The sequence below is a fragment of the Brasilonema sennae CENA114 genome (assembly GCF_006968745.1).
GTDB classification, from domain to species: domain Bacteria; phylum Cyanobacteriota; class Cyanobacteriia; order Cyanobacteriales; family Nostocaceae; genus Brasilonema; species Brasilonema sennae.
Genome location: NZ_CP030118.1, coordinates 5,196,554 through 5,219,599 on the forward strand (window position 1 = coordinate 5,196,554; position 23,046 = coordinate 5,219,599).

26 protein-coding genes are annotated in these 23,046 nt (G+C 42.4%); 18 read left to right on the top strand and 8 right to left on the bottom strand.

Annotated features, from left to right (window positions below):
• Positions 1–65 precede the first annotated feature (65 nt).
• Positions 66–3,056 (bottom strand): DUF1574 family protein, encoded by a 2,991-nt coding sequence (locus DP114_RS21830; RefSeq protein ID WP_171977118.1) that lies wholly within the window; start codon positions 3,054–3,056, stop codon positions 66–68.
• Between the two features lie 324 nt (positions 3,057–3,380).
• Between DP114_RS21830 and DP114_RS21835 the strand changes: the two genes are divergently transcribed.
• From DP114_RS21835 to DP114_RS21855, 5 genes are all read left to right on the top strand, one after another.
• The gene (locus tag DP114_RS21835; RefSeq protein WP_171977119.1) at positions 3,381–3,608 is read left to right on the top strand and encodes a hypothetical protein; all 228 of its coding nucleotides are present in this window, start codon (positions 3,381–3,383) and stop codon (positions 3,606–3,608) included.
• Positions 3,609–3,715: 107 nt separating this feature from the next.
• Positions 3,716–6,883, top strand: a complete 3,168-nt coding sequence (locus DP114_RS21840; protein WP_171977120.1) for a phosphoenolpyruvate carboxylase — start codon at positions 3,716–3,718, stop codon at positions 6,881–6,883.
• Positions 6,880–7,323 (top strand): hypothetical protein, encoded by a 444-nt coding sequence (locus DP114_RS21845; protein ID WP_171977121.1) that lies wholly within the window; start codon positions 6,880–6,882, stop codon positions 7,321–7,323. Before DP114_RS21840 ends, DP114_RS21845 begins: the two co-directional genes overlap by 4 nt.
• A 16-nt stretch (positions 7,324–7,339) precedes the next feature.
• Entirely contained in the window at positions 7,340–7,594 is a 255-nt protein-coding gene (locus DP114_RS21850) for a hypothetical protein (protein WP_171977122.1), read from the top strand.
• A 257-nt stretch (positions 7,595–7,851) separates the two neighbouring features.
• Positions 7,852–8,418 (top strand): RNA-guided endonuclease InsQ/TnpB family protein, encoded by a 567-nt coding sequence (locus DP114_RS21855; RefSeq protein WP_246162637.1) that lies wholly within the window; start codon positions 7,852–7,854, stop codon positions 8,416–8,418.
• Between the two features lie 46 nt (positions 8,419–8,464).
• Here the strand turns inward: DP114_RS21855 and DP114_RS21860 are convergent, their stop codons facing one another.
• Both DP114_RS21860 and DP114_RS21865 read right to left on the bottom strand, forming a co-directional pair.
• The gene (locus tag DP114_RS21860; RefSeq protein WP_171977123.1) at positions 8,465–8,854 is read right to left on the bottom strand and encodes a hypothetical protein; all 390 of its coding nucleotides are present in this window, start codon (positions 8,852–8,854) and stop codon (positions 8,465–8,467) included.
• A gap of 145 nt (positions 8,855–8,999) precedes the next feature.
• The gene (locus tag DP114_RS21865; RefSeq protein WP_171977124.1) at positions 9,000–9,308 is read right to left on the bottom strand and encodes a hypothetical protein; all 309 of its coding nucleotides are present in this window, start codon (positions 9,306–9,308) and stop codon (positions 9,000–9,002) included.
• Positions 9,309–9,597: 289 nt separating this feature from the next.
• On the opposite strand from DP114_RS21865, the gene DP114_RS21870 reads away from it, so the two are divergent.
• The 3 genes from DP114_RS21870 to DP114_RS36380 are packed head-to-tail and all read left to right on the top strand — an operon-like array spanning position 9,598 to position 10,329.
• On the top strand, positions 9,598–9,903 hold the full coding sequence (locus DP114_RS21870) for a small RNA NsiR4-regulated ssr1528 family protein (protein WP_169268685.1): 306 nt from the start codon (positions 9,598–9,600) through the stop codon (positions 9,901–9,903).
• 36 nt (positions 9,904–9,939) lie between these two features.
• On the top strand, positions 9,940–10,116 hold the full coding sequence (locus DP114_RS21875; RefSeq protein WP_169268686.1) for a hypothetical protein: 177 nt from the start codon (positions 9,940–9,942) through the stop codon (positions 10,114–10,116).
• A gap of 9 nt (positions 10,117–10,125) precedes the next feature.
• Positions 10,126–10,329, top strand: coding sequence for a cupin domain-containing protein (locus DP114_RS36380; RefSeq protein WP_171978261.1), 204 nt, complete (start codon positions 10,126–10,128; stop codon positions 10,327–10,329).
• A 22-nt stretch (positions 10,330–10,351) separates the two neighbouring features.
• On the opposite strand, the gene DP114_RS34485 is transcribed toward DP114_RS36380, so the two are convergent.
• Entirely contained in the window at positions 10,352–10,528 is a 177-nt protein-coding gene (locus DP114_RS34485; protein WP_169268687.1) for a hypothetical protein, read from the bottom strand.
• Positions 10,529–10,827: 299 nt separating this feature from the next.
• Between DP114_RS34485 and DP114_RS21885 the strand changes: the two genes are divergently transcribed.
• Positions 10,828–12,003 (top strand): RNA-guided endonuclease InsQ/TnpB family protein, encoded by a 1,176-nt coding sequence (locus tag DP114_RS21885; protein ID WP_169268688.1) that lies wholly within the window; start codon positions 10,828–10,830, stop codon positions 12,001–12,003.
• A gap of 261 nt (positions 12,004–12,264) precedes the next feature.
• On the opposite strand, the gene DP114_RS21890 is transcribed toward DP114_RS21885, so the two are convergent.
• Together DP114_RS21890 and psbP are read right to left on the bottom strand one after the other, a co-directional pair.
• Positions 12,265–12,864 carry a Maf family protein gene (locus DP114_RS21890; RefSeq protein WP_171977125.1) on the bottom strand — a complete coding sequence of 200 codons (600 nt, stop codon included), beginning with the start codon at positions 12,862–12,864 and terminating at the stop codon, positions 12,265–12,267.
• Between the two features lie 18 nt (positions 12,865–12,882).
• The gene (gene psbP / locus DP114_RS21895) at positions 12,883–13,425 is read right to left on the bottom strand and encodes a photosystem II reaction center PsbP (protein ID WP_169268694.1); all 543 of its coding nucleotides are present in this window, start codon (positions 13,423–13,425) and stop codon (positions 12,883–12,885) included.
• 69 nt (positions 13,426–13,494) lie between these two features.
• On the opposite strand from psbP, the gene DP114_RS21900 reads away from it, so the two are divergent.
• The 4 genes from DP114_RS21900 to DP114_RS21915 all read left to right on the top strand — a co-directional run bounded on the left by DP114_RS21900 (position 13,495) and on the right by DP114_RS21915 (position 17,280).
• Complete coding sequence (locus tag DP114_RS21900) at positions 13,495–14,118, top strand: hypothetical protein (protein WP_171977126.1); 624 nt, start codon at positions 13,495–13,497, stop codon at positions 14,116–14,118.
• Positions 14,119–14,477: 359 nt separating this feature from the next.
• Positions 14,478–15,527 carry a DUF2278 family protein gene (locus tag DP114_RS21905; protein WP_169268691.1) on the top strand — a complete coding sequence of 350 codons (1,050 nt, stop codon included), beginning with the start codon at positions 14,478–14,480 and terminating at the stop codon, positions 15,525–15,527.
• A 241-nt stretch (positions 15,528–15,768) separates the two neighbouring features.
• Positions 15,769–16,446, top strand: a complete 678-nt coding sequence (locus tag DP114_RS21910) for a ComF family protein (protein ID WP_171977127.1) — start codon at positions 15,769–15,771, stop codon at positions 16,444–16,446.
• A gap of 372 nt (positions 16,447–16,818) precedes the next feature.
• Complete coding sequence (locus DP114_RS21915) at positions 16,819–17,280, top strand: PPC domain-containing protein (protein WP_169268593.1); 462 nt, start codon at positions 16,819–16,821, stop codon at positions 17,278–17,280.
• Positions 17,281–17,333: 53 nt separating this feature from the next.
• Here DP114_RS21915 and cobS read toward each other — a convergent pair whose 3' ends face one another.
• Complete coding sequence (gene cobS / locus DP114_RS21920; protein ID WP_171977128.1) at positions 17,334–18,122, bottom strand: adenosylcobinamide-GDP ribazoletransferase; 789 nt, start codon at positions 18,120–18,122, stop codon at positions 17,334–17,336.
• Between the two features lie 658 nt (positions 18,123–18,780).
• Here cobS and DP114_RS21925 point away from each other — a divergent pair.
• The 5 genes from DP114_RS21925 (at position 18,781) to psbM (ending at position 21,600) form a co-directional block, all read left to right on the top strand.
• The gene (locus tag DP114_RS21925; protein WP_169268595.1) at positions 18,781–19,233 is read left to right on the top strand and encodes a hypothetical protein; all 453 of its coding nucleotides are present in this window, start codon (positions 18,781–18,783) and stop codon (positions 19,231–19,233) included.
• Between the two features lie 121 nt (positions 19,234–19,354).
• Positions 19,355–20,509 carry a tRNA guanosine(34) transglycosylase Tgt gene (tgt, locus tag DP114_RS21930; RefSeq protein ID WP_171977129.1) on the top strand — a complete coding sequence of 385 codons (1,155 nt, stop codon included), beginning with the start codon at positions 19,355–19,357 and terminating at the stop codon, positions 20,507–20,509.
• A 60-nt stretch (positions 20,510–20,569) separates the two neighbouring features.
• Positions 20,570–20,707 (top strand): photosystem II reaction center protein K, encoded by a 138-nt coding sequence (locus DP114_RS21935; RefSeq protein WP_048868254.1) that lies wholly within the window; start codon positions 20,570–20,572, stop codon positions 20,705–20,707.
• Between the two features lie 396 nt (positions 20,708–21,103).
• Complete coding sequence (locus DP114_RS21940; RefSeq protein ID WP_171977130.1) at positions 21,104–21,400, top strand: 2Fe-2S iron-sulfur cluster-binding protein; 297 nt, start codon at positions 21,104–21,106, stop codon at positions 21,398–21,400.
• A gap of 95 nt (positions 21,401–21,495) precedes the next feature.
• Positions 21,496–21,600 (top strand): photosystem II reaction center protein PsbM, encoded by a 105-nt coding sequence (gene psbM / locus DP114_RS21945; protein ID WP_169268598.1) that lies wholly within the window; start codon positions 21,496–21,498, stop codon positions 21,598–21,600.
• Between the two features lie 97 nt (positions 21,601–21,697).
• Here the strand turns inward: psbM and DP114_RS21950 are convergent, their stop codons facing one another.
• Positions 21,698–22,549, bottom strand: a complete 852-nt coding sequence (locus tag DP114_RS21950; RefSeq protein WP_171978262.1) for a universal stress protein — start codon at positions 22,547–22,549, stop codon at positions 21,698–21,700.
• Positions 22,550–23,046: the final 497 nt, after the last annotated feature.

The window sequence follows — 23,046 nt, forward strand, 5'->3', positions numbered from 1 at the left end:
TCACCTCACTCCCGACTCCTTCACTTCCTCACTCCCTCACTCCCTCACTCCCTTCTCCCCACAATTTATTTGCTGAACCAAGGAATAGTAGGATCATTCGCAAGCTTTTTCGATATTTTATAAGCACCGTAGCGGTTGAGATGGCTGGGATCGGAAAAGTAGTCATTTGCCTTAGGCCATAATTGGCTTAAGTCTTGGTAAATAAAATTTGGTTTGCCTGCCAAACTTTGCATATACTGCTGAAATTCTTGCTCATATTTTGAGCGTACTGAGTCTAAATAATATGCTGTAACAGGCATATTGACAAAGACTAAAGTTATTTTCTGAGACTGGGTAAATCTAAGTAGTGTTTGTAGAGCAGTATTTTGCTCACCTTGCAGTCGAAAATATTTGTAGTCGTTGTCGTAGTTACCAGAGACTAGAGAATATTTTTGATAGTATGTAGTTGGTTGGAAGCGAGTCGAAAGAGGGAGAAATCCATCAAATTCAACTGCTTGCACCTGAATATCTTCTGGATTTTTGCTGTGTGATTTTTGAGTAACTGCTTGGTTTGTGTTGCTAATAATAGGCAAATATTTCAATTGTTGTTTCAAAAGATTTTTAAGATTGTCACGCTTTTGATAAGTCGCGGAAAAAGTAGCTAAACCTTTACTTAACCAAATATCTACAGCTTGATAAGTGCTCTCACCTTCCGGAGGTTCTTCCATTGCCGTTTCTTGCTCTGTGCTGGCTGCTTTTTGCAACACATATTGATATCCTGGTGATGCAGCAATTGTGCTAAAAGTTATATCCTCTCGACCGCTGTTGAAAGCACGAGCACCATCTGCCCAAATAATAAGTTTTGGTAGTTCCGATGGCTTAAGAACTCGACGCACAACAAAATCGACGACTTTTGCAGTTGCACCATTAATGCCAAAGTTAAAAACATCAATATTCTGAGAACCTTGAGTTGCTAAAGATTTAGAAAGAGCAACAGGATCTATTCCCCTCAAAGCGCGGGAAGATCCAATAATCAATACATCTGGTGGATGCCCTGTTTTTGCTAAACGCTGTTTGTATAGTATGAGTTGCTCATCTAATTGGGAAGCATTGAAACTTGGTATTTGCCTGAGTAATGATCCTGATTTGTGAGAACGTGCTGCAAGAATAATCGCAGTTGGTGTTGCTTTTGACTTCAACGGTGAGGCTTCCAAATCTGGTTGCGTAGAATTCGATGCATTGAATACATTGTTCTCATCTTTAGGAGATTTTTCTTTAGAAGTACTTGTAAAAAATGCAGTTCTCTGTTTCTGGTCAGCCGAATCAGTATACGATGTTTTAATAGTAGAAGATGATTTAGGCGAAACACTGCTAACCGTGGATGTTGGGGGTGTGATGCGGGATAAAAATTTCCCCAATATCCAATCTGTTTGTAAAGTCAGTAGTAATCCCAACGCACCCCATACTAAGGCAACTTTGAGTCCTTGTCCTTGATGATGATTTTTAGTTTTTTGTTGTGATTTGTTCTCTGTAAACAACTGCGTTGCTAAAAAAAGCTTTCTGACATTTGCGCTCCAATCTTGAGTCACTTGTGTGACAAAAATGTAAATTTCCTCTGTAGATATGTTAGGGCGCAGCACAGGTTCGTCAGTCTCAGAAGTTGGAAGCTCGTGAACATAAGCAGAGGTTGGAGCAAATTTTGGAGTTGCTTGTGCTACCAATGGTTCACGGTGTTTATAATCGACACTGTAGTCCCAAAAAGGTTCCTTGTTACCAGCACACCGACCGTAGACGCGCACACCAGCAATTCCGGAGATTTTTAGCTGATGCACAAACTCAGTCACTTGTGAAGCAACTTGTTCGCATGCTGGACAAAGGGGTGCATCACACATGATGTGCAATAAATCCCCAATGCGTTGCACAAAGACGCGAATACCTCCGGTTTTGAGACGCATATCTAAATCAGGGTTGAGCAAACGCTCAAGTAGGAAAACAATAGCACGTTCATCCCCATAAGTCGCCAGTTGCTGGGCTGAGATTGCAAGCGCTGGGTGTTCGTTAGCAGGTAAGGACAACCAATCAACCCATGCTGGTTGGTTATCTGTTGTTTTTTGTCCATACACTGTCGCTGCAACAATACCTTGGGGGGCTATTTTTTCTAAAACAGGTCTTACGGCTTGTAAACACAGTGTCTTCTCTAAAATTGGATCAGTTGCCAATGTTTCAGAAACTGGGGTACAAAAGATATGTAGTGTTGATTCTTTGAGTATTGCTTCTACTGTCACTTTTGACTCTAACAACGTCTCACTTAACAAACGTGACAGGGCTTGCACATCTCCCCAACGCGCCCATTCCTTAAGCATTACCTTAGATGGCGTCAAATCCACTTTGAACAGCCAATCTATCCTCTTTTCACCCTTGACACGCGAAGCGATCACAGCTTCTTGGTAACCAGAAAGTTTAAGATGCCGTAATTTCTGGGCGACTGGTTCGGCAATTAAAGATGGATCTGGGTTAGAATAACTCGATTCACAAAATACCCACAGCTGAGTTTGATTTTTGTAATTGTTTTGTGTGGATTTTTGCTTGATGACTTCAACTTCTACAGCAATATCAAAAGTACTGAGTGTTTCACTCAGATAACGAGCGATCGCCTCTGGATCTCCTTGGTGCGCTAAAGTTTCGTTAGAAACAATCAGCCCTCCACTAGCAGCTTTTTGCGATTTTCCCTCATCTTCTAGCAGCGCTTGCTCTACCTGTTCTAAATGCCGATCAAGTTGATTGAGATAAACTTTATGACACCATCTCGGTTGATTTTCCCCTTTTTTGCGTCCGTAGACAAAGACTTGATAAATTGCAGGTTGCTCAATGCTAGTCAGGACATCCAAATCTGTTTGTTGTAATGCTCGCAGCAAGTCAGACAGAGTTTGCCAACGCTGAGGACATTCTCGACCTTCACATAAAATGTGTAGTTCGTTTCCCTGCAACCGGATTTTTACCCCGAAAGTGCTAATCCCTGTTGCTTGGCTAACCCACTGCACTAGAGATTTTTGGCGATCTGGTAATTCTGTTTTCATGGAAAGTTGACTTGACAGGAAGCTGTGATTTTTAACAGTGCTTTCGTTGAGCAATAAATTACTTACTAGCTCAAGGGGATTTTGTCAATCCGTTTTGACTAGGAATTTAGTGAAATGATTCTCAATGGCTATTCCCGAATCGCCAATCCCCAATTCCTTGTAAACTAGAACTATAGAATTATGACACTATGTCGTTTTTTTTAACACTTTTGTTACCTTATAACTTTGTAAAATCGGCAAAAATAGTTGTGTACAGTTACAAGACTGACTTTTGTTTGGTTTTGCATTTTATCCCTTTCATTCTTGAACCCCCACCGAAAACTAATGCCACCTGTGACCCCCGGTTCTTTATCTGATTCTGGACTAAATCTAACTTTGTTTACCATTCCTCAGTCTTTGCTTTTGCAAGTTGGTACCGCATCTATACTACTTTTGCAAATAGCAGAAATTGGCACAACAGAAACTCTACAAGCGTTTGGGGAGGCGACAGTTGAATTGTTTCGAGGCGATCGCCTGCCGATTCTTAATTTCCCTGATGAAAAAGAATCTTAAAATCTCAAAAATGCACTTTGCCTCCTCAATGATTCTATGGCAATTGTCATAACTCAGTCAGCTCATAGAATCAAAAAATCTTAACTTGCTTAACCGGCATAAAGGATATGAATTACCTTTTATACTCTTTTACTCAGGCAGTGAACATCTACCCCGCCTCCGACTTATTTTTGCGCCATCGCCTGCAAGTCGTAGAGGAGTTGTGGGAGTCGGTTCTGCGCCAAGAGTGTGGTCAAAAGATGGTAGACTTGCTGCGGCAACTACAGGATTTGTGTTCCCCAGAGGGACAAGCAATCAACGACCAAGCTTCCTCTGTGTTCAAGTTGATAGAACAGCTCAATATCAACGAAACAATTCGAGCTGCTCGTGCTTTCGCTTTGTATTTTCAGTTGATTAACATCATAGAGCAGGACAACGAACAAAAACAGCAATTAATTCGTTATGAGGTAGAAACAGAGTCAACAACTCAAGAAACTCTACCAGATTTCATCTGTTCATCAAACCAAGAAGAAGCAGAAAATCCTGTTAACAGTGGACTTGGAGCAGACTTATTGACAAAAAGTTGGCAAGCAAACTCCAATAATAAACGAAAAGGAACTTTCGCCAGTTTGTTGCCTTATTTATTCAATTTAAACGTCCCACCACAGCAAATTCAACGTCTGATTGCACAGTTGGACGTGCAGCTTGTATTTACAGCTCACCCAACAGAAATTGTTCGGCATACAATCCGTGATAAACAACGGCGAGTGGTTAAACTGTTGCAACAGCTAGATGTAGTGGAAAAACGTTCTACAAACGGTAGTCCTTCGTGGGAAGTCGAGGAAGTACAAGAACAACTGCTCGAAGAAATTCGCCTGTGGTGGCGTACCGATGAACTACACCAGTTTAAACCCTCAGTACTCGATGAAGTAGATTATGCCTTGCACTACTTCCAAGAAGTTTTATTTGATAGTATTCCTCATTTGCACAAACGTTTAAAACACGCATTGTCTAGCACTTTTCCCTGGTTGGAACCTCCTGGGAAAAACTTCTGTAAGTTTGGCTCTTGGGTAGGAGCAGACAGAGATGGAAATCCATCTGTGACACCAGAAATTACCTGGCAAACAGCTTGCTATCAGCGCAACATTGTGCTAGAGAAATACATCAAGTCGGTGAGGCAGTTGATAAACTTGTTGAGTTTATCGCTCCATTGGAGTGATATATTACCAGACTTGCTGGAATCTTTGGAGTTGGAGCAGTCCCAACTGAGTGAAGTTTACGAGCAACTGGCCTTGCGCTTTCGACAAGAACCATATCGACTGAAGCTATCTTATGTGCTCAAGCGGCTGGAAAATACTCGCGATCGCAACCTAGCTCTGTACAAACGAGAACCCCTAAAGAATGAGAATATCCCAATTTACCATTCAGGAGCAGATTTTTTAGCAGAACTACGCTTGATTGAACACAACTTGACAGAAACAGGTTTGAGTTGTCGAGAATTGGAACATCTAATCTGTCAGGTAGAAATTTTTGGTTTTAACTTAACACATCTCGACATCCGCCAAGAATCAACCCGTCACTCTGATGCTTTAAACGAAATCTTGGAATACCTGGGAGTTTTAAAAGTCCCCTACGACGAACTATCAGAACAGGAGAGAACTGCTTGGCTAGTTGAAGAACTGCAAACACGTCGCCCGTTAATTCCAGCAGAACTGCCATTTTCCGAAAAAACGAACGATGTGATTCAAACTTTACGGATGGTGCGATCGCTCCAACAAGAGTTTGGTCATCATATTTGCCAAACTTACATTATCAGCATGTGTCGCCAAGTAAGCGACGTGTTGGAAGTGTTGCTACTGGCTAAAGAAGCTGGACTTTATGATCCGGGTACTGCTATTGGAAGCATTCAAGTTGTTCCCCTGTTTGAAACAGTAGAAGATTTGCAACGTTCCACAAGCGTTATGCGGGAACTGTTTACATTACCCTTGTACCGCGCTTTGCTAGCAGGAGGGTATAAAGCAGGGGAACAGGAAGCAGGGAGCAGGGAGCAGGGAGCAGGTGAGACAGCGCTGCGGGAGGGTTTCCAACGCCAGATACCTCTGTCGGGAAACCCTCCTTCAGTACTGGCTCCTCCGCAGGCGACTGCGAACCCGAAGGGGAAAGAAATAACTCCTTCATCTCCCCTAACGCCTAATTTGCAAGAAGTGATGCTGGGCTATTCCGACAGCAACAAAGATTCAGGTTTCTTAAGCAGTAACTGGGAAATCCACAAAGCTCAAAAAGCATTACAGAAAATTGCAGAAGAGTATGGTGTGAATTTGCGGATTTTTCATGGACGAGGTGGTTCTGTTGGACGCGGTGGTGGTCCATCTTATGAAGCTATTTTGGCTCAGCCCGGTCACAGTATCAATGGACGAATCAAAATTACCGAACAAGGAGAAGTTCTGGCTTCTAAATATTCCTTACCGGACTTAGCACTGTACAACCTAGAAACGATCAGCTCTGCTGTTATTCAAGCTAGCTTGCTGCGGACGGGGTTTGATGATATTCAACCTTGGAATGAAATTATGGAAGAACTAGCAGCGCGATCGCGTGTTCACTATCGCAACCTGATCTACGAACAACCTGATTTTATTGACTTCTTCCATCAAGTCACCCCCATTGAGGAAATTAGCCAGCTGCAAATTAGTTCTCGTCCAGCCCGTCGTCCATCTGGTAAAAAAGATTTGACTAGCTTACGGGCAATTCCTTGGGTTTTCAGCTGGACACAAACCCGATTCTTACTACCTTCTTGGTACGGTGTTGGTACAGCTTTGCAAGAATTCTTGAACGAAGAACCAGAAGAACATTTGAAGTTACTGCGTTATTTTTATATCAAGTGGCCCTTCTTCAAAATGGTGATTTCTAAAGCAGAAATGACCTTAGCTAAAGTAGACTTGCAAATGGCACAGCAATATGTTCAACAACTGTCTAACCCTGAAGACAAACCCCGTTTTGAGCAAGTTTTTGAACAAATTGCTAGTGAATACTATTTGACAAGGGGTTTGGTTTTGCAAATCACTGGTCATCAACAACTTTTGGATGGAGACCCCGTATTGCAGCGCTCAGTCCAGTTACGTAATGCTACAATTGTGCCCCTAGGTTTCATTCAAATTTCCTTGCTCAAACGCCTGCGCGAATCTCGAACAAATGTGACATCCGGAGTAATTCACTCTCGTTACAGTAAAGGCGAGTTGTTACGAGGAGCATTGTTAACTATCAACGGTATTGCCGCAGGCATGAGAAATACTGGTTGATTTATTATACACAGTCATTAGTCAAAAGTCCTGAAAGATCGACTAATGAACGGCAGTCCCCACAACGGTCAAAGCTCGCCGCTTGGGTTGCTTCCCCCGGCAGACTTTGGGGGAACCCCAAGGCCCTTCGGGTTCGCCAGTCGCCTACGGAGGGAGACCCTCCTGCAGCGCTGGTCTCACCAGATCCCTCTGTCGGGAAACCCTCTCCGAAGTTGCCACAACGCGGGGAACCCGACGCCAGATACCTCTGTCGGGAAACCCTCATCAAGTACTGGCTCCGCAAGGCACAACTCTTGGCAGGACTGGCTCCCTCCGGGTTCACCAGTCGCCTACGGCGGGAAACCCGCTCCGAAGTTGCCACAACGCGGGGAACCCGCGCAAGGCACTTCTCTCTGCTGCGCTGGATTCACCGCAAGGCGCTGCCTCCTAATGACCAATGATTAATAACTATAACTAATGACTAAAAATCGAACTCTCACTTGCACCTTTGTAGCCCTGCTGTCAGGATTTTTGGGAGGTTACATCGGAGGACAAATCACCTTAAGTCTCCACAGTCACAAGTGTCAAAACCAAACTTGGGGATTGAAGGAGATGTGTAATGTTTTGATTACACCAGGGGCAGTTTGGCAGGGTAGCACAACAGGACTGTGGACAGGAACTGTGTTGGGTGCATTTGTTGGGGGTTCACTGACACGCCGAACTCAGGAGTGAGGGAAGGAGGGAAGGAGGGAGTTATTTCTTCCCCTGCTTCCCCTGCACAAGATGCTTTATCTAAAAGAGGGGGTTTGGGGAGCTATAAGACCCAATGCCCCACGGCCACCCTATTGGAGTTGACGTGGGACTAGAAAAGTTTTTGGCAACCAGTGATGGTGTTCTCGTAAAGCCGCCTAAGTTTTTCAAGACAATGCAAAGCAAGCTGAAATTGCTGAGGCAAAAAGCGGTGTGGATTTTCCTCCCGCTTTATTGCCGTGCAACGCAGATTATCTAGAAAGCAAAAACGGTCGAAGAACTACGACAAACAGCGTATTAAAGTTGCAAGAATGCATCACACGATAGACAACACTCGTAAAGACTTTCACTTTAAACAAGCTCACGCCCTTTGTGATGCCGGAGATATGATCTTCATCGAAGATCTGGATTATTCTAAGATGGCAAAAGGGATACTGGGAAAGCATATGCTTGACGCTGGCTTTGGACAGTTCCGAACTATCACTAAGTATGTGTGCTGGAAACGAGGAAAGTTTTTTAGCTGCGTTGATCCAAGGGGAACTTCTCAAGAGTGTCCAAAATGTGGTGCGCTTACAAACAAAGACTTGAGCATTAGAATACATCATTGTTCTAGCTGTGGATACACCACAGATAGAGATGTTGCTAGTGGTCAAGTCATTAGAAACCGAGGCTATGCCTCAATTAGTACGCCAGGGCTTAGCGGAAAGGAAACTGCCTGTGCAGCCGATCTACCGGGGGCTGAGGTCACTCAGTCTAGGCAAGTGGCGAAATCCGGTAAGGAAAAAACTAGGAAGTCCAGTAAGTGATTACTGGAAGCCCCCGCTGAATCGAAGATTGCAGCGGGGGAGGATGTCACAACCCGTCAGTAGGGGCTGTTGGCGTTTGTCGATGACTCAAAGTTCTCCAGGTGTTAGTTCTGGTGTCAAAACAACGCCAAGTAGCTTCAGAAGAGTCTCGGTAGCAAAACACAGAGCGATCGCCAGCGTTAAGATTATCAGTTAAATAGTAAATAATTCCTCTAAAAGGATGAGTTTTTCGACTCAACCGCTTAGCTACTGCTTGATTGGGACATTCTACGACAAACACGGATTGTCCATCTAAATGACCCAAAGAGAAGATGCACATGCGCAAAATGGCTCGCAGCCAGCTTTCTGAGCTATCAAAATAATCATCAATAATTTTGTTAGTGAGAGCTTTTTCTAGAGCACGGTCTTTTTTATGAGGAGTGTGAGGGTCTGACATAGCGCAACAATTATGCTTTACCGTTGGTTTGAGATTAAACCAAAAGCTCCAAAAGTGACAAGCGTATGTCGAAACATACACTCATTTAGTTCAAAGTGAGTCAAGAACTTAGGGTGTAAGAATGTAAGGGGAGCCAGTGCACAGGCTAAGTTTCCCGCAAAGTCGAGCCAGCGCCGTGCCAAGAGTTGTCTGAGCGGAGAGCAGCGCCTTGCGGAGCCAGTCCTGCAGGAGGGTTTCCCTCCGTAGGGATCTGGCGTTGGGGTTCCCCCCGTTGTGGCGACTGCGGGAGGTTTCCTCCGTAGACGCTTTGCAGCTTGCCGCAGGCATCAGAACTTCGGAGGGTTCCCCCAAAGTCTGTCGGGGGAAGCAACCCAAGCGACGAGCTTTGACCGTTGAGGCGTCTGGCGTTGCCGGGCCCAAGATTCCGTCCGGCGAGCTTTGCGACTTGTTGCACAAGCGCGTTGTAAGGGAATAGGGGATATAAGAGTGTGGGGGCTTGTATCTTTCAGTTCCAGGATAGAGGTGTACAAAAATACAAATCCCTCTTACCCCTATACTTCTACGCCTTAGCTTCGGTCAAAAACAACTGCCTGATGTAATCCCCCATATCCCTTGCTTTTTGCCTACGCTGACTTTGTTGTGTTCACAAAGCCTGGTAAAATTCTCTAGTAAGGTGATTCAAACAGTGAACAGTTATAACTGATAACTGTTCACTGATAACTGGTAACTGATAAGAAACTGCCATGACTGCTGAAATTAACCAACAAAGCCAAACAACTAAAGGTGCTGATGCAGTTGATGAAGCAATTGCAAGCGGAATAGATTTTGATGGTTCCCCTATTCCCCCCACGAAACTAGAACTTTATCACAAAGTCATGGGGCTAGAAGGAAACAGACAGCGCAGTGGTGTCAGCAACACGATGCGATCGCGCATTGTGCGAATTGGTGCAAAGCACATACCCCAAGAAGAACTCAACCAACAACTCACAGATGCTGGTTTTGCAGCGTTAAAAGAAAAAGAAATTGCCTTCTTCTACGGTGGGAAGTGATACCATTTAGCCGTATCTTCACTTAAGGTGTGAGGCATGAAACTTAAACAAGTTCTTCTTGTAGTCTTGCTTGTAGTCATGCTTGGAGTTGGGTACTCTAGTATCTCATTTGCACAGGCTACACCAAACCAAGTTACATCAGAGCTAACCAGCGTTCTCAAACTCAAAACTAGCGAGTTACCGAAGGTATCGGAGTTAGAAGGCGAAATTTAAACGCTAACCATAGCACCCGGAGACGTAGGTGTCTGGCATACACATGGTTCGCCTGCATTTGCTTACGTAATTAGCGGTGAGTGTATCGTTGATACTCGCTCAGGTGAGCCTTCAATTACATTACCTGCTGGCAAAGCCATTATGGAACCTATTAATGTTGTTGGGCGTGCTAGAAATCCTAGTTTAACAGAGTTAGTCCTAAGAAGCCAATAATGTAAACAAGCCTAGACATTTATCAACAATTATTGACATCTTTAATCAACTCATCAACAAGCTCTCTAAGCCGTTTTTGCCAGTCAGGGACGGCTTTTAGCTTATCTTTAACTCCAGGTGCCACTTTAAAACACACAGGGTCTTTATCAAACGGTTTGTCACTAGTGAAACCTAATTTATGGTTTTTCCTGAAAGGCATTGTAATTGACTTTGTATATTGGTATACTAATTATCAAATAGCATTAGAGGTCAACGCACTTGGGCAAAGAAAAAGAGCCAGCCCAGTTTTTGTTGATCTGTCAACACCCACGAGTACTCGTTGTTTGTGAGTCACACTTGGCACAAGAAAATGAGCCAAGCCTAGTCCCTAAAAGGGACGCTACGCAAACGTCTGTTAATTCGTCGGCGTAGTAGGGTACTCGTTCTAATAAGGCTTGGCTCATTTTCCCAGTCGGAACCCCGCAAGGCTCTTTTTCCCAGTCATACCCCCGGTGAGCAATGCTTTTATCCATCAAGACAAAGCTAAAACTGAGTAAAGCCCAAGAAATAATAATGAGTAAACATGCAGGTATTGCAAGATTTAGTTACAACTGGGGCTTAGCTACTTGGAATAACTTGGTTAAAGATGGATTAAAGCCTAATAAATATATCCTTAAAAAGTTCTTTAACAACCATGTTAAACCTGAGTTTGAGTGGATTAAAGAGAAAGGTATTTGTCAGAAAATCACTCAATATGCTTTTGATAATTTAGGTGATGCTTTTTCTAGATTTTTCTCTCTTAAAGGTGGTTATCCTAACTTCAAAAAGAAGGGTGCTCACGACTCTTTTACTATTGATGCAAGTGGCAAGCCTATCCCTGTTGGTGGCAAGTCTGTTAAGCTCCCCACCATTGGATGGGTTAGAACCTATGAAGGATTACCACATACCACGTGTAAATCAATCACAATATCCCGAACTGCTGATAGCTGGTTCATTGCTTTTGCACATGAACAAGAACATGAACCAACTGTTAAGTCACACGAAATTGTGGGAGTTGATTTAGGTATCAAGGAATTGGCTACACTGTCTACTGGCGTGGCATTCCCTAATCCCAAGCATTACAAGACTAATCTAGAAAAACTTTGTAGACTATCAAAAAAGTTTGCCAGAAAAGCGAAAGGTTCTAAGAATAGAGGCAAAGCCAAAATACAACTTGCAAAACATCATTTAAGGATAGCTAATCTTAGAAAAGATACTCTTCACAAAATCACCCTTCGGGTTCGCCACTTTGCCATCGTGACGGAAGCCGCCAAGACGGCAAGTGGACTCACTACTTTCTTATGCAAGAACCACGCAAAAATAGTAGTAGAAGATTTGAACGTTTCTGGGATGCTATCTAACCACAAAATGGCGCAAGTGATTGCTGATTGTGGATTTCATGAGTTTAAGCGCCAGTTGGAATACAAAGCTAAAAAATTTGGCTGTGAAATCATCATTGCTGACCGTTGGTTCCCATCAAGTAAAATCTGTTCCAATTGTGGACATATTCAAGATATGCCGCTAAAAGAAAGGACTTACAACTGTAAAAGTTGTGGGCATTCGATGGATCGAGATTTAAACGCAGCAATTAATTTGAGCCAGTGCTCCGCTTGTGTTAAGGGCGTTGTAGACGCCCGGAGGGCGGCTTCCCGATAGCCGTAAGGCGTGGCGTCAGCCATAGGGTAGCACCTGGCGTATCACGTTTGGCTAAAGCGTGTAAGCTTACTGAGGGATAACCGCTCCCATGCTCCCATTGAAGTAAGAAATAAATGTCTAGACTTGTCTAGGGTTTATATAGCAGCCAGCGAAATTGGTATTATTTCAGCTTAGAAAGCCTGGCACTGCTTTCCTAGACGTAGTTTCTCAATAAGAATTTAACACCAGTCGGCTCTGTTTGAACCGGAGGGAGTTTTTTGGTTAGCTTGAGTACCAAAAATCCGTGACACTGTATCCCAAATCTGCCAACATTTGCCGTAGCAGTGGTAAACTTAGCCCAATCACGTTGCTATGGCAACCTTCGATTTTTTCCACAAACAAACCACCGCGACCTTCAAGAGCAAAAGCACCAGCACACTTTAAAGGTTCACCTGTGGCGACATATGCCGAAATCGTCTCACTGCTAAGTTGAGCAAAGTAAACTCTTGTTACCTGACATCTAACCAAAGTATGATTTTGGCAAAGGTCAATTAAGGCATGACCTGTGTAAAGATCACCAAAATGACCTTGCATTTTTTGCCAGCGTTGACGTGCTTCTTCGGGATTTGCTGGTTTACCATGAATTTCGCGGTTAACAGCCAAAACAGAATCGCAACCCATAATCAAAGACGATGGAAACTGAGGGGCTACAGTTTCTGCTTTTCGCTGAGCTAAAATTTGGACTAACTGTGCAGGATCATCTGTTTGGACTTGTGACTCGTCAAAATCACTGGGACAAACCAAAGGTTCAATCCCAGCTATTTGTAGTAAGCGGCGTCGTGCGACAGAAGCAGAGGCGAGTACAAAGGGTGGAATACCCATAGCAGATAGTACTAATCACTAGTAAACTGAGAAAGACTTCAACGATTCTTCAATTAATCCTTTCACTCTACCCCAACGCCTTTCAGGAATTGAGGCGTTGAGTGTAAAAAGTTTGCCACGGCTAACAGCAACACTAGCAAGGTTATGGCGTTGTTCGTTATTAGATAGTGCGATCGCATACTCTAAGAGGTAGTATGTTGTTCCGTTCGATTCGCGCTCTTCGGCATTGACTAATTCAGCTTTGCGACCGGAACCTTCAGGAGCAAGAGCCTTTTTTCCCAACCTATATCCTACCTCTGTTGGTGTGCCTAATTCTTTGAGAGTTTTGCCTTCTGGAACTGGACTAATCACTACAGAGATATTTTCACTAATCTCAATGATGTCGTGGAACACCACATCTGGACCGTCGGCAACTTTAACTTGCACCCAGCCGTTAGGATATGAAAACTCATAACCATTAGTAGTGTCTACATAACTTCGTCCAACCGCCGCCGCTACATTAGAATGACTGAAGCTGAAGGCAAACACCAAGAGCAAAATGAATATAATTTTTTTCCACATTTCTACAATTTCCTTTAGGCTGGAAGCAACACAAGGGAAGTTCATATTTCGTTTTTCATTGTCCCATGTATGCTGACAACTTACGAACTGCGCTGGTTTTCTTCTGGCACGATACCGGAAAATATTGAAACTTGGTTTAAGCAGAATTGTCTGATAAACCCTATGCAACTACCAGAAGAACGCGAAGATGTATATCTTTACTCACCAAAGTGTGATTTCTTAGGAATCAAACTGCGTCAAGGACGGCTGGAAGTCAAGTGGCGCAAAGCACAATTAGGCGCTGTGGGTTTTGGCGATTTTGTAGAAGGTAAGGCTGAGAAATGGAGTAAGTGGCTGTGTTGTGATGATACAGAAGAAACTTTTCAGCCAAACCTCGTTATGGGCAATTCCTCTTGGGTGAATGTCCAGAAAGTTCGCTATTCCCAACTTTACCAAGTTTTACCAGAATTTCCACCACAACCCGTTTGTGCAGATGAGCATATCGAAAACGGTTGTACAGTAGAACTTACCCATCTGATCATTCAAGGGAATGCTTGGTGGAGTCTTGCATTTGAAGCTTCTGGTGAGGATGCTTGTTTGATGGAGAATCTTCAGACAACAGCAAGTTGGGTATTTGATACTTATCGCGAGTTAAAGTTATTGGCTGTCAATTCTTACGCATTTCCTAGTTGGTTAGCACTGGTTCATCAATAAGCATCAAAAAACAAGCAAAAATCACCCACAAGGGTACTGCTGGACTCAAGAATATTGAGCTACCATTTGAGAAAATCAAGTAGTTTCAAGGTTAAAATTGTAACTATAATTACATCGTGTAACGGAAAAGTCCAGCAATAACGATAAAACTAGAGTAAAATTTTAGACGCTAAAAATACGAAAGTACTCAGCAATCATTAATCCGAAAAATAGCACTCACTTATAATGAGTAGCTGGCTAAAAAATGAATAGCCTTTGCCTAGGAAAAGCTATATCCAAAATGAGTTCATGACAAAGTCATGAGCAAACTTGAATGGCGAGATGAATCACAGTCAATTTCATTAATAAGGAACAAGTCTATGAATTTAAGCGAAGGTTATGGTGTATTAAAGTGTCATGCGATCGCCGGACAAAAGGAACTTGGTAGTGACACCCCGCACTATCAAGTTCATGTGAAGGACGATCAGTTTTCGTATCGTCTAGCAATTAATGTTAGGTCAAGTCAGAAACCTTTCGATTTATTGTATTTTATCGATGACAACTTTGAACATTTCATCACCGACAAACTTGATCAATTGGACTTTGGTTTTAAAAAACTTGAGGATTCTGATAGACAACCTGGAAAAATTGCCCTAGACTACATCCGGGGTAATTTATTCAAAGTCAATCAGATGAAACCATTGCCCTTCAATGTACCAGGAGAAAACAACGATCTCAACGAGTTGATTGACTCATACTTTCAACGGGCAATTGAAACTCAAGCAGTTGTGTATGCTTTCGGCGAACCTTGGGGACCAGAAAATAAGTCTGACAAAGTGTTCGGCTTCCAACCAGGAAGAGGCGTTCATAATCTTCATATGAACCAAGGTAACAGCGGTAGCTTTGCCAGAGAAAATGGAGTTTACCAAGATGGGGCGTTATTAATTCATTACCCTTCTGCACTATCGTCTGGTGACCACTGGGTTGCAGTATTCTTTGCATTTCAGTCCCAGTCCTTCCATACTGATGATCGCACTGGTAACCCCATAGATAAGATTGTAGGAAGTGAACCAGTACAACCAGGAACTCCAGCAGTGAAGGCGCAGGTCAAAATCATTGCTGCTTTAGTAAATCCTCGTGGAGAAGATTCTGGCAAAGAGTCAGTTACTTTAATAAATTCTTCACCAGGGAAGATAGAGTTGAATGGCTGGGCAATTGCTGATAAACTCAAACGCAAGCAACCTCTTGATGGGTTTAGCATTGAGCCTGGTGGAGTTATTACAGTACCTTTAAGTCCAGAAAACATTCAACTTTCTAATGATGGTGGAATCCTCTCTATTCTTGATTCAGAAGGGACAAAAGTTGATGGAGTTTCCTACACTAAAGAAGATGTTAAAGAGCAAGGGTGGACTTTAGTTTTTTCAAACTAGAACATCGATTTTGATGGTGTGAATTTGAGCGCAAGCAAGGTCTTGGCTTGACTTTTTTTCCTCTCCATACTCCCCTTTGGGGAATTGATATTTTTTAAATTCAAAGTATGCCCTTTGAGTAGCTAGGGCATACTTTGAGTTTTTTACTTCCTACCGTGAAACTACGAATTGCCCATAGCATCCCGTAGGGCATATATTTGAATTATTTCGTCATGGTCGAATTGAAGAAGGACAGTTGTTGATGCAACAGTTGATTAAAAATCTTGAAAGCTTATTAAACCTTTTTCTAAAATCTAATTGTCCTTTGTGTCAGCGTCCAACCTCCCAAGAATTCTGTCAAGACTGCACGAGACAGTTACAAAAATGCCATCTTAGGGATCATAATCTTAAGCAAAAATCAGTGCCCGTATTTGCATGGGGAACATATGGCGGTATCCTCAAGTCAGCAATCACTACAATGAAATATGGAAATCAACCCCAAATTGCCCGTCCTTTAGGTCGATGGTTGGGAGAAGCATGGCTATTACATTCGCCTGTGCACAATAAAGTTGTAGTTGTTCCTATCCCACTCCACCCCGATAGGCAAAAAAACCGCGGATATAACCAAGCTGCATTGATAGCACAAAGTTTTTGCGAAACAACTGGATTAAAATTGAAACAGAATGGTTTGGCAAGGGTGCGAGCAACAGAAGCACAACATTCTTTATCAGCCTCCAAGCGAGCAAAAAATTTAGCTGAAGCCTTTGAAATAGGAAAAGATTTTCGTAGCCACCCAAAAGTATCAGTTCTTTTGATCGATGACATTTATACAACGGGTGCGACTGCTATGTCTGCTATGCAAACACTCAATCAAGCTGGAATTAAAGTTGTCGGGTTAGCAACAACTGCTGTTACCAGCAAAAGCAGCAATCCGATTTGATTTTTTTAACAGGCTTCGCCAAGGTGAACGTCAGCGGCTCGACTGACTTGTGCTGAGCCGGTCGTTGTAGCGGAAGCCGCCTCCGGCGTCGTTCGCGTAGCGTCTCCGTTCGGCCTCAAGCCGTGCCCGAAGGGCTCAGGAGATAGCTTCGCCGAACGTCCGAACGGGAACAGGAAAGAAGCAATAAAGGTGTACTGAGTTTTTTAAGCACAAAGTGCAGGCACTTTCACAAAAATCAAATAAGAATTCTATAGAAATTAATTTGATTGAATCTTGAATTATTTTTCCACTTTTTTTTACTCAATAGGCAAACTCTGCCTAAGAAAACTATAATTAACCAGATGATTCTGTTTTTGTGGGAATAATCTTTGGATGAGAAATAAGAGTCTGGCTGTGGGATTGAAACAAGTTACAATCATTCCTGCCACGTTACTAGCGATTGTAATAAATACAACAGCAGCTTTTGCTCAAGCTAATAAGTTTTATAATCCGATTTCTATACCTGTTGGTAATCAAATTAACGACACACTCTCTGACAAAGACATTCCCACTGGTCAAGGCGGATTTGCCCGTGATTACATGGTGAAGTTGAATAAGGGCGATAATTTAGTAATTGATTTGGCGTCTGAGAGTTTTGACTGTATGGTTACACTGCTATCATCCAATGGAACAACAGTAGCAGAAAATGATGATGGTCCTGATGGTACCAGCAATTCCCTACTTTTTACCCGGATCGTGGAAACAGATAATTATGTGATTCGCGTACGCTCTTTTGGAGAAACTGGAATTGGACTTTTTAGACTTAAGGTGACACGACTACAGCCAGCGAAATGAAATTATGAATTCCAAATTATTGCAAATTATGAATGACAAAACTTTTTGATAATTTACAATTCATGCTTTTCCAAAATAGTTAGTACACAAAGAAATAAAGCTTCAGTCCACTCAACAACCGCGCCGTAAGTATCTCCTGTATGTCCACCTAATTTATGGTTAAACCAGGCACCAGTGAGAGTGGCGATCGCACTTCCAGCAAGTACCGTTCCCAAAACGAAAAACAAACGTTGTTTATCGAAGACTATTTGTAAACCACTTAAACCTATCATCAATAACAGTCCCGGTAACAAATCCCTATAGGAACAAATAGCTTGTTTGTGAAAGGCACCTTTACCAGTTGGTTTGAGGTAAGGATAACGCAAAATTGCCAGTTGTTGACCCCAGCGTCCCCACCCACAAGCAGCCATCAAAGTTAACCAACGGTTTTTACTTAAATCTGTTAACGCGGCTGTTTTCATTAATATCAAGGCAATTGCTGCCATAGCCCCAAAGGCACCTGTAGCACTATCTGCCATCACCTCTAGTCGCCGCTTTGGATCACCCACTGCTAAACCATCCGCAGTATCCATTGCTCCATCTAAGTGTAGTCCACCAGTCATAAAAATCCAAAGACATACCACCAAAACGCTGCGAGTCAGTATCGGCACACCCAAAAAATTCATGCCAGTGTCTAATACCCCTAAAATTCCGCCAATGATTAACCCTACTTGCGGTGCGAGTCGCGACACCCTCGTGAAGTTTAACTCATTTACATATGGGAGAGAAATGCTAGTATAGAATATAACAGAAGCGTAAAGCTCTAACAGTAGTTGTTTCCACCACTGGTACTTGTTAATCATGTTTATCACATTAATGAACAGTTTTTGTACTTTATTCCTAAAACATTACACTGTTAATTTAGGTACATATATGGAGATAAATGTTTAAAGGTTTAGATAAGATTTACACTTTATACAAAGTCATCGGAAAAATTTTGTTATTCTTGTCTTAGTGTTAAGGTTTCATTTAATATTTTTAACAGTTTTCTGTCATGGCTTAAGCACTAACAATTGTAGGACTTACGCACGAGTTACGAAACAACAAGATTGTGAGATTGCGCACTCCTCCTCGCAATAACACAACTACGTTATTTTTGCGTAAATCCTGAGTTGAACTCACTTGCAGTTTAGTACTGCTGATAATTAGAAATTCGTTATTACAGCTTTTTAGTTATTCGCTCTACAGATCCCATATTTGATTAAAATGTAGAGGGTAAAGAAGCTGTTGCCTTAAGCGAAACGATTTTAGATTTTAGATTTGAAATTTTAGATTGGGGGCCCTTTCGGTACAAGCCTCGTCCTTCGGTGGACGGAATCAATTCTTCAATCCCAAATCCCAAATTCTTCAAGCTCCTCACCTTTAGGGTGGAGTCAATCCAAAATCCAAAATCCAAAATCCAAAATTGGTTGGCTGCTTGACTGCGTTACATCTCACCTGCGCTCTTGAAGTTGTTTGATTATGACTCATCATCTACCTAATGCGAAGATACCAGCTCCGTGCATTATCAACACAGGCGTTGTTGTGAAGAAACTTGATATGCGACGATTGCTGTCGGATTTAGGTCGTGTCCGCTACATCTACACTTACCAAGGTCAGTTGCAGAGTGAGGGTGAGGGAGATGTTATGGAAGTGTTTGCCAATCCACAACGCTCTACCCTAATCGCAAATCATGCTCTTTACTTGAATATTTCCAGTTTTGATTACTTGGAACTTAAACAGTCAAAAGAAAAAGAAACTTACTTTGACTTAGTACAAGAGGGGGTGTGTCTGCGACTGATTCCCCTCTCGACACCCGCTCAAGAACGCCAACAGCGTTCCTTGAATATCAACGATCTAGAGGTGATGATGGAGCAGGTGCTATCAGCTAGATGGGATGCGGAATTTGATGACGATAACTCCGATTTGCTGTGAGGCTTCCTCAGTTATCGTTTCTGTTTTTGCTCAAAGGTTTCACAGCTAGTTAAATTAGGATAACCAGTGAGCTAAAAAGCTGACGCTGAGTGCTGAGCGTTTGATAAAGGTTAATTCTATCTTGAGTGCAAAATTTTCTTTTCAACATCTTGCCAGCTGTAGCCAAACCAAAGCTAGAGCCGGGGTTTTTTTTACTCCTCATGGTCCGGTGGAAACTCCACGATTTATGCCAGTGGGGACTTTGGCAAATGTCAAAACTTTAACTCCAGCCCAACTCCAGGATACAGGAGCACAAATGATATTGTGCAATACTTATCATTTGCACCTCCAACCAGGTGAAGCAATTGTGGCTGGAGGTGGAGGACTGCACAAATTTATGGGCTGGAATGGTCCAATTCTGACTGATTCCGGTGGGTTTCAGGTTTTCAGCTTGAGCGAAATGCGAAAAATCAGTGAAGAAGGTGTCACGTTTCGCTCACCCCATGATGGTCAAATTATTAACTTAACACCAGAACGCTCGATTGAGATTCAGAATATTCTGGGAGCAGATGTGATCATGGCGTTTGATGAGTGTCCGCCCTACCCAGCCAGTCGGGAAGATGTGGAAGCAGCGACGCAACGAACTTACCGTTGGCTAGAACGTTGTGTTGTGGCGCATCAACGTAGTGATCAAGCATTGTTTGGGATTGTACAGGGAGGAGTGTATCTTGATTTGCGCTGTGATGCGGCTATTGCTTTAACAAAGTTAGATTTGCCGGGATATGCTATTGGTGGCGTGAGTGTCGGCGAACCGCCTGAACTGATTGCAAAAATTGTCCAAGCAACAGCGCCACTGCTACCACCAGAAAAACCGCGTTACTTGATGGGTGTCGGGACTTATCGGGAGATAGCGATCGCGATCGCCTCAGGTGTAGATTTATTTGACTGCGTGATTCCCACTCGCTGGGCGAGACATGGTACAGCGATGGTGCAAGGCGATCGCTGGAATTTAAAGAATGCAAGGTTTCGTGAAGATTTTACGCCTTTAGATGAAACATGCCCTTGCTACACGTGTCAAAACTTCAGCCGTGCGTATTTGTCTCATTTGGTGCGATCGCAAGAAATTTTGGCTTACACCTTGTTAAGTATTCACAACATCACTGAACTCATTCGCTTTACCCAAAGAATACGCAAGGCAATATTAGAAGACCGATTTCTTACAGAATTTGCCCAATGGCTGACTCCAGAAAGTGGCGAGTGTTCAGTAGATAAAGACTCAGGACTAATAGAGGACTAAACCGTGTTAAGATACTTGTCAATTCTGAAAGCTGTGTTGGATAGGTGGATTTAAAAAATTATGGAAGCAGCATTGTTGTTAGCAAAATTGCCTGAAGCTTACCAAATCTTCGACCCTCTGGTAGATGTTCTACCACTCATTCCTTTGTTCTTCTTGTTGCTGGCTTTCGTTTGGCAAGCAGCGGTTGGTTTTAGATAAAATTGGTGGGCGCAATTATCGCGTTTTCGCCATTATAAAAATATGAGATATCAAGTGGGGTGGGCATTGCCTACCCCACTTTTACAGCAGTTTTGAATCGGGTAGAACAGAGGTTCTGACATCTTGCACCAGAGTCAAAAACCGGGTTTCTTGAGAATGACACCACTTAAAAAGCTTAACTTTTCGTTGATAAACCCGGTTTTTTAGGTCTTGTTGAGAATGCTTTGTGCATTTAGCACGTGTTTGTAGTTTATGCAAATCAAAAGGAATAAGTCTTACAGAAAGTGACATTTATTAATATTACGTAATAATATAAAACAAGAGATAATACATCATTCTTAAAGCTAGTCAAAACTTAGCTTCGCACTCAGGCTTACAGTAAAAGAGGTATCAGGCATGGGTAATATCACATTCGTCAAAGAAAATAAAGAAGTCGTAGCGGCAAATGCTGCGAATCTACGGCTCAAAGCCATGCAAAACAACGTAGATATATATAAAGTCTTTGGCAAGATGATGAATTGTGGAGGCAACGGTCAATGTGGCTGCTGCGTTGTCGAAGTCGTCGAAGGAATGGAAAATCTTTCACCCCGTACAGATACGGAAAATCGATTATTGAAGAAAAAGCCTGAAAACTGTCGTCTTGCTTGCCAAACCTTAGTTAATGGTCCAGTTAGTGTGGTAACAAAGCCTTAAGGGTGAATAATTAGCAGGTAAGAAATAACTCCTTGAACCTGAGATAATGATATCCTTAAATTGTCTAGTGGATATCATTGAGAGGCATTCTTTCCATGCAAGTTAATGACCTGGGGTTCGTGGCGAGCATTTTGTTCGTTTTAGTCCCCGCTGTTTTTTTACTCATTCTTTACATCCAAACTGCTAGCCGCGAAGGCTGATTAACAGGAAAAAAGATAGTTAAGACCTATTTTGTCAATCACACGAAAACCCCCACACTTGCCTGTGTAGGGGTTTTGTTTATCAACCGCAGTAACTTTAATCTACCGTCCGCGCTAATAATACAGGACAGGTAGCATTAACTCGAACATAGTCAGATAAAGAAGATCCCAAAAGTCGGTCTATATCGACCAAATTCTTGGCAATTGAAGGACGCCGATCTGGAGAACCGAGCAATAATAAATCTATCTTGCGTTCATCTGCCAAGCGACAAATTTCTTCACCTGGTTTACCACTGCTGATAAAACAACGAGCTGGCACGCCATATTTTTTAGCTTCTGCATAAGCTGCAGCTAAAATAGGATTTTTTTCTGGACTAATTTCAGTGATTTGAGATTCTTTGCCGCGTAAATCTGTGCTAACATTAGCCAGAATTAACTCTCCTCCCTTAATATCTCGTAGCAAGAATAAAGCCAAACTCAAGCAACGTTTTGCAGCATCAGAGTTATCCATTGCCACCATAACGCGCTTGACTGTTTTGACATAAATGTCATCTTTCACCAGCAACATGGGGCGAGAAGATAATTGAAAAACGTACTGACTGACTGAGTTTGATAAAATCGATTGCAACCGCTTGAGTCCGCGTGAACCCATAATAATCAAGTCAGCGTCGATTTCGTCCGCGACCTCGCAAACAACACGTTTAGGATCACCTTGCCGTAAAATCGAAGAAACTTTGCTGGGATCTAAGTTCAAATACTGGATTGCATTAGCCAGAATTTTGCCACCCTCTTCCCACTTTGTTGTCATAGCTTCAGCAGAAGATAGGTGGGGAACAACATGCAAAACTGTAACTTTTGACCGTTGAATTGAGGGGACGTCTGCCAAAGTTTTGAGCATTTTTTCTGCATGACCCAATCCAGAGACAGCTAGCAAAATTTTTTCTATCATCATGGCGTCTTGTTGTTCAGGTTGCTTTGGGAATTAGCCATTGGTCATTAATCAATAGTCAATAGTACAAGTCCTGAAAGAATGACAATTGACAATGACATTTAAGTTTATTTACGCCTAGTTACCTAAAGTTCCAACTAGGCTTCATTAATTTCAGCTTACTCTTAATTCTGACTGATGAGCTTAACGAATAATTATTAAATTTATTAGTTTTAATCTATGTTTACTATTTTTCATTAATGAATTAGTTAAGTATTGCAAAGAAGTGATAATTTTTGATAAAAAATTAAGTTTGCTATAGGATTTTTCTTTGATTTTTGCTCAACTAAGTACAATTTATGTTAACCAGTTATCAGTTATCAGTTATCAAGCAATTGATAACTGATAACTGTTCACTGTTCCCTGTTCCCTGTTCCCTCTAGTCGCAATGACTGGTGCATAAGTTGATTTCAGTTTCATCTATAAGAATTATGTATAAATGTTTTTCATATAAGTAA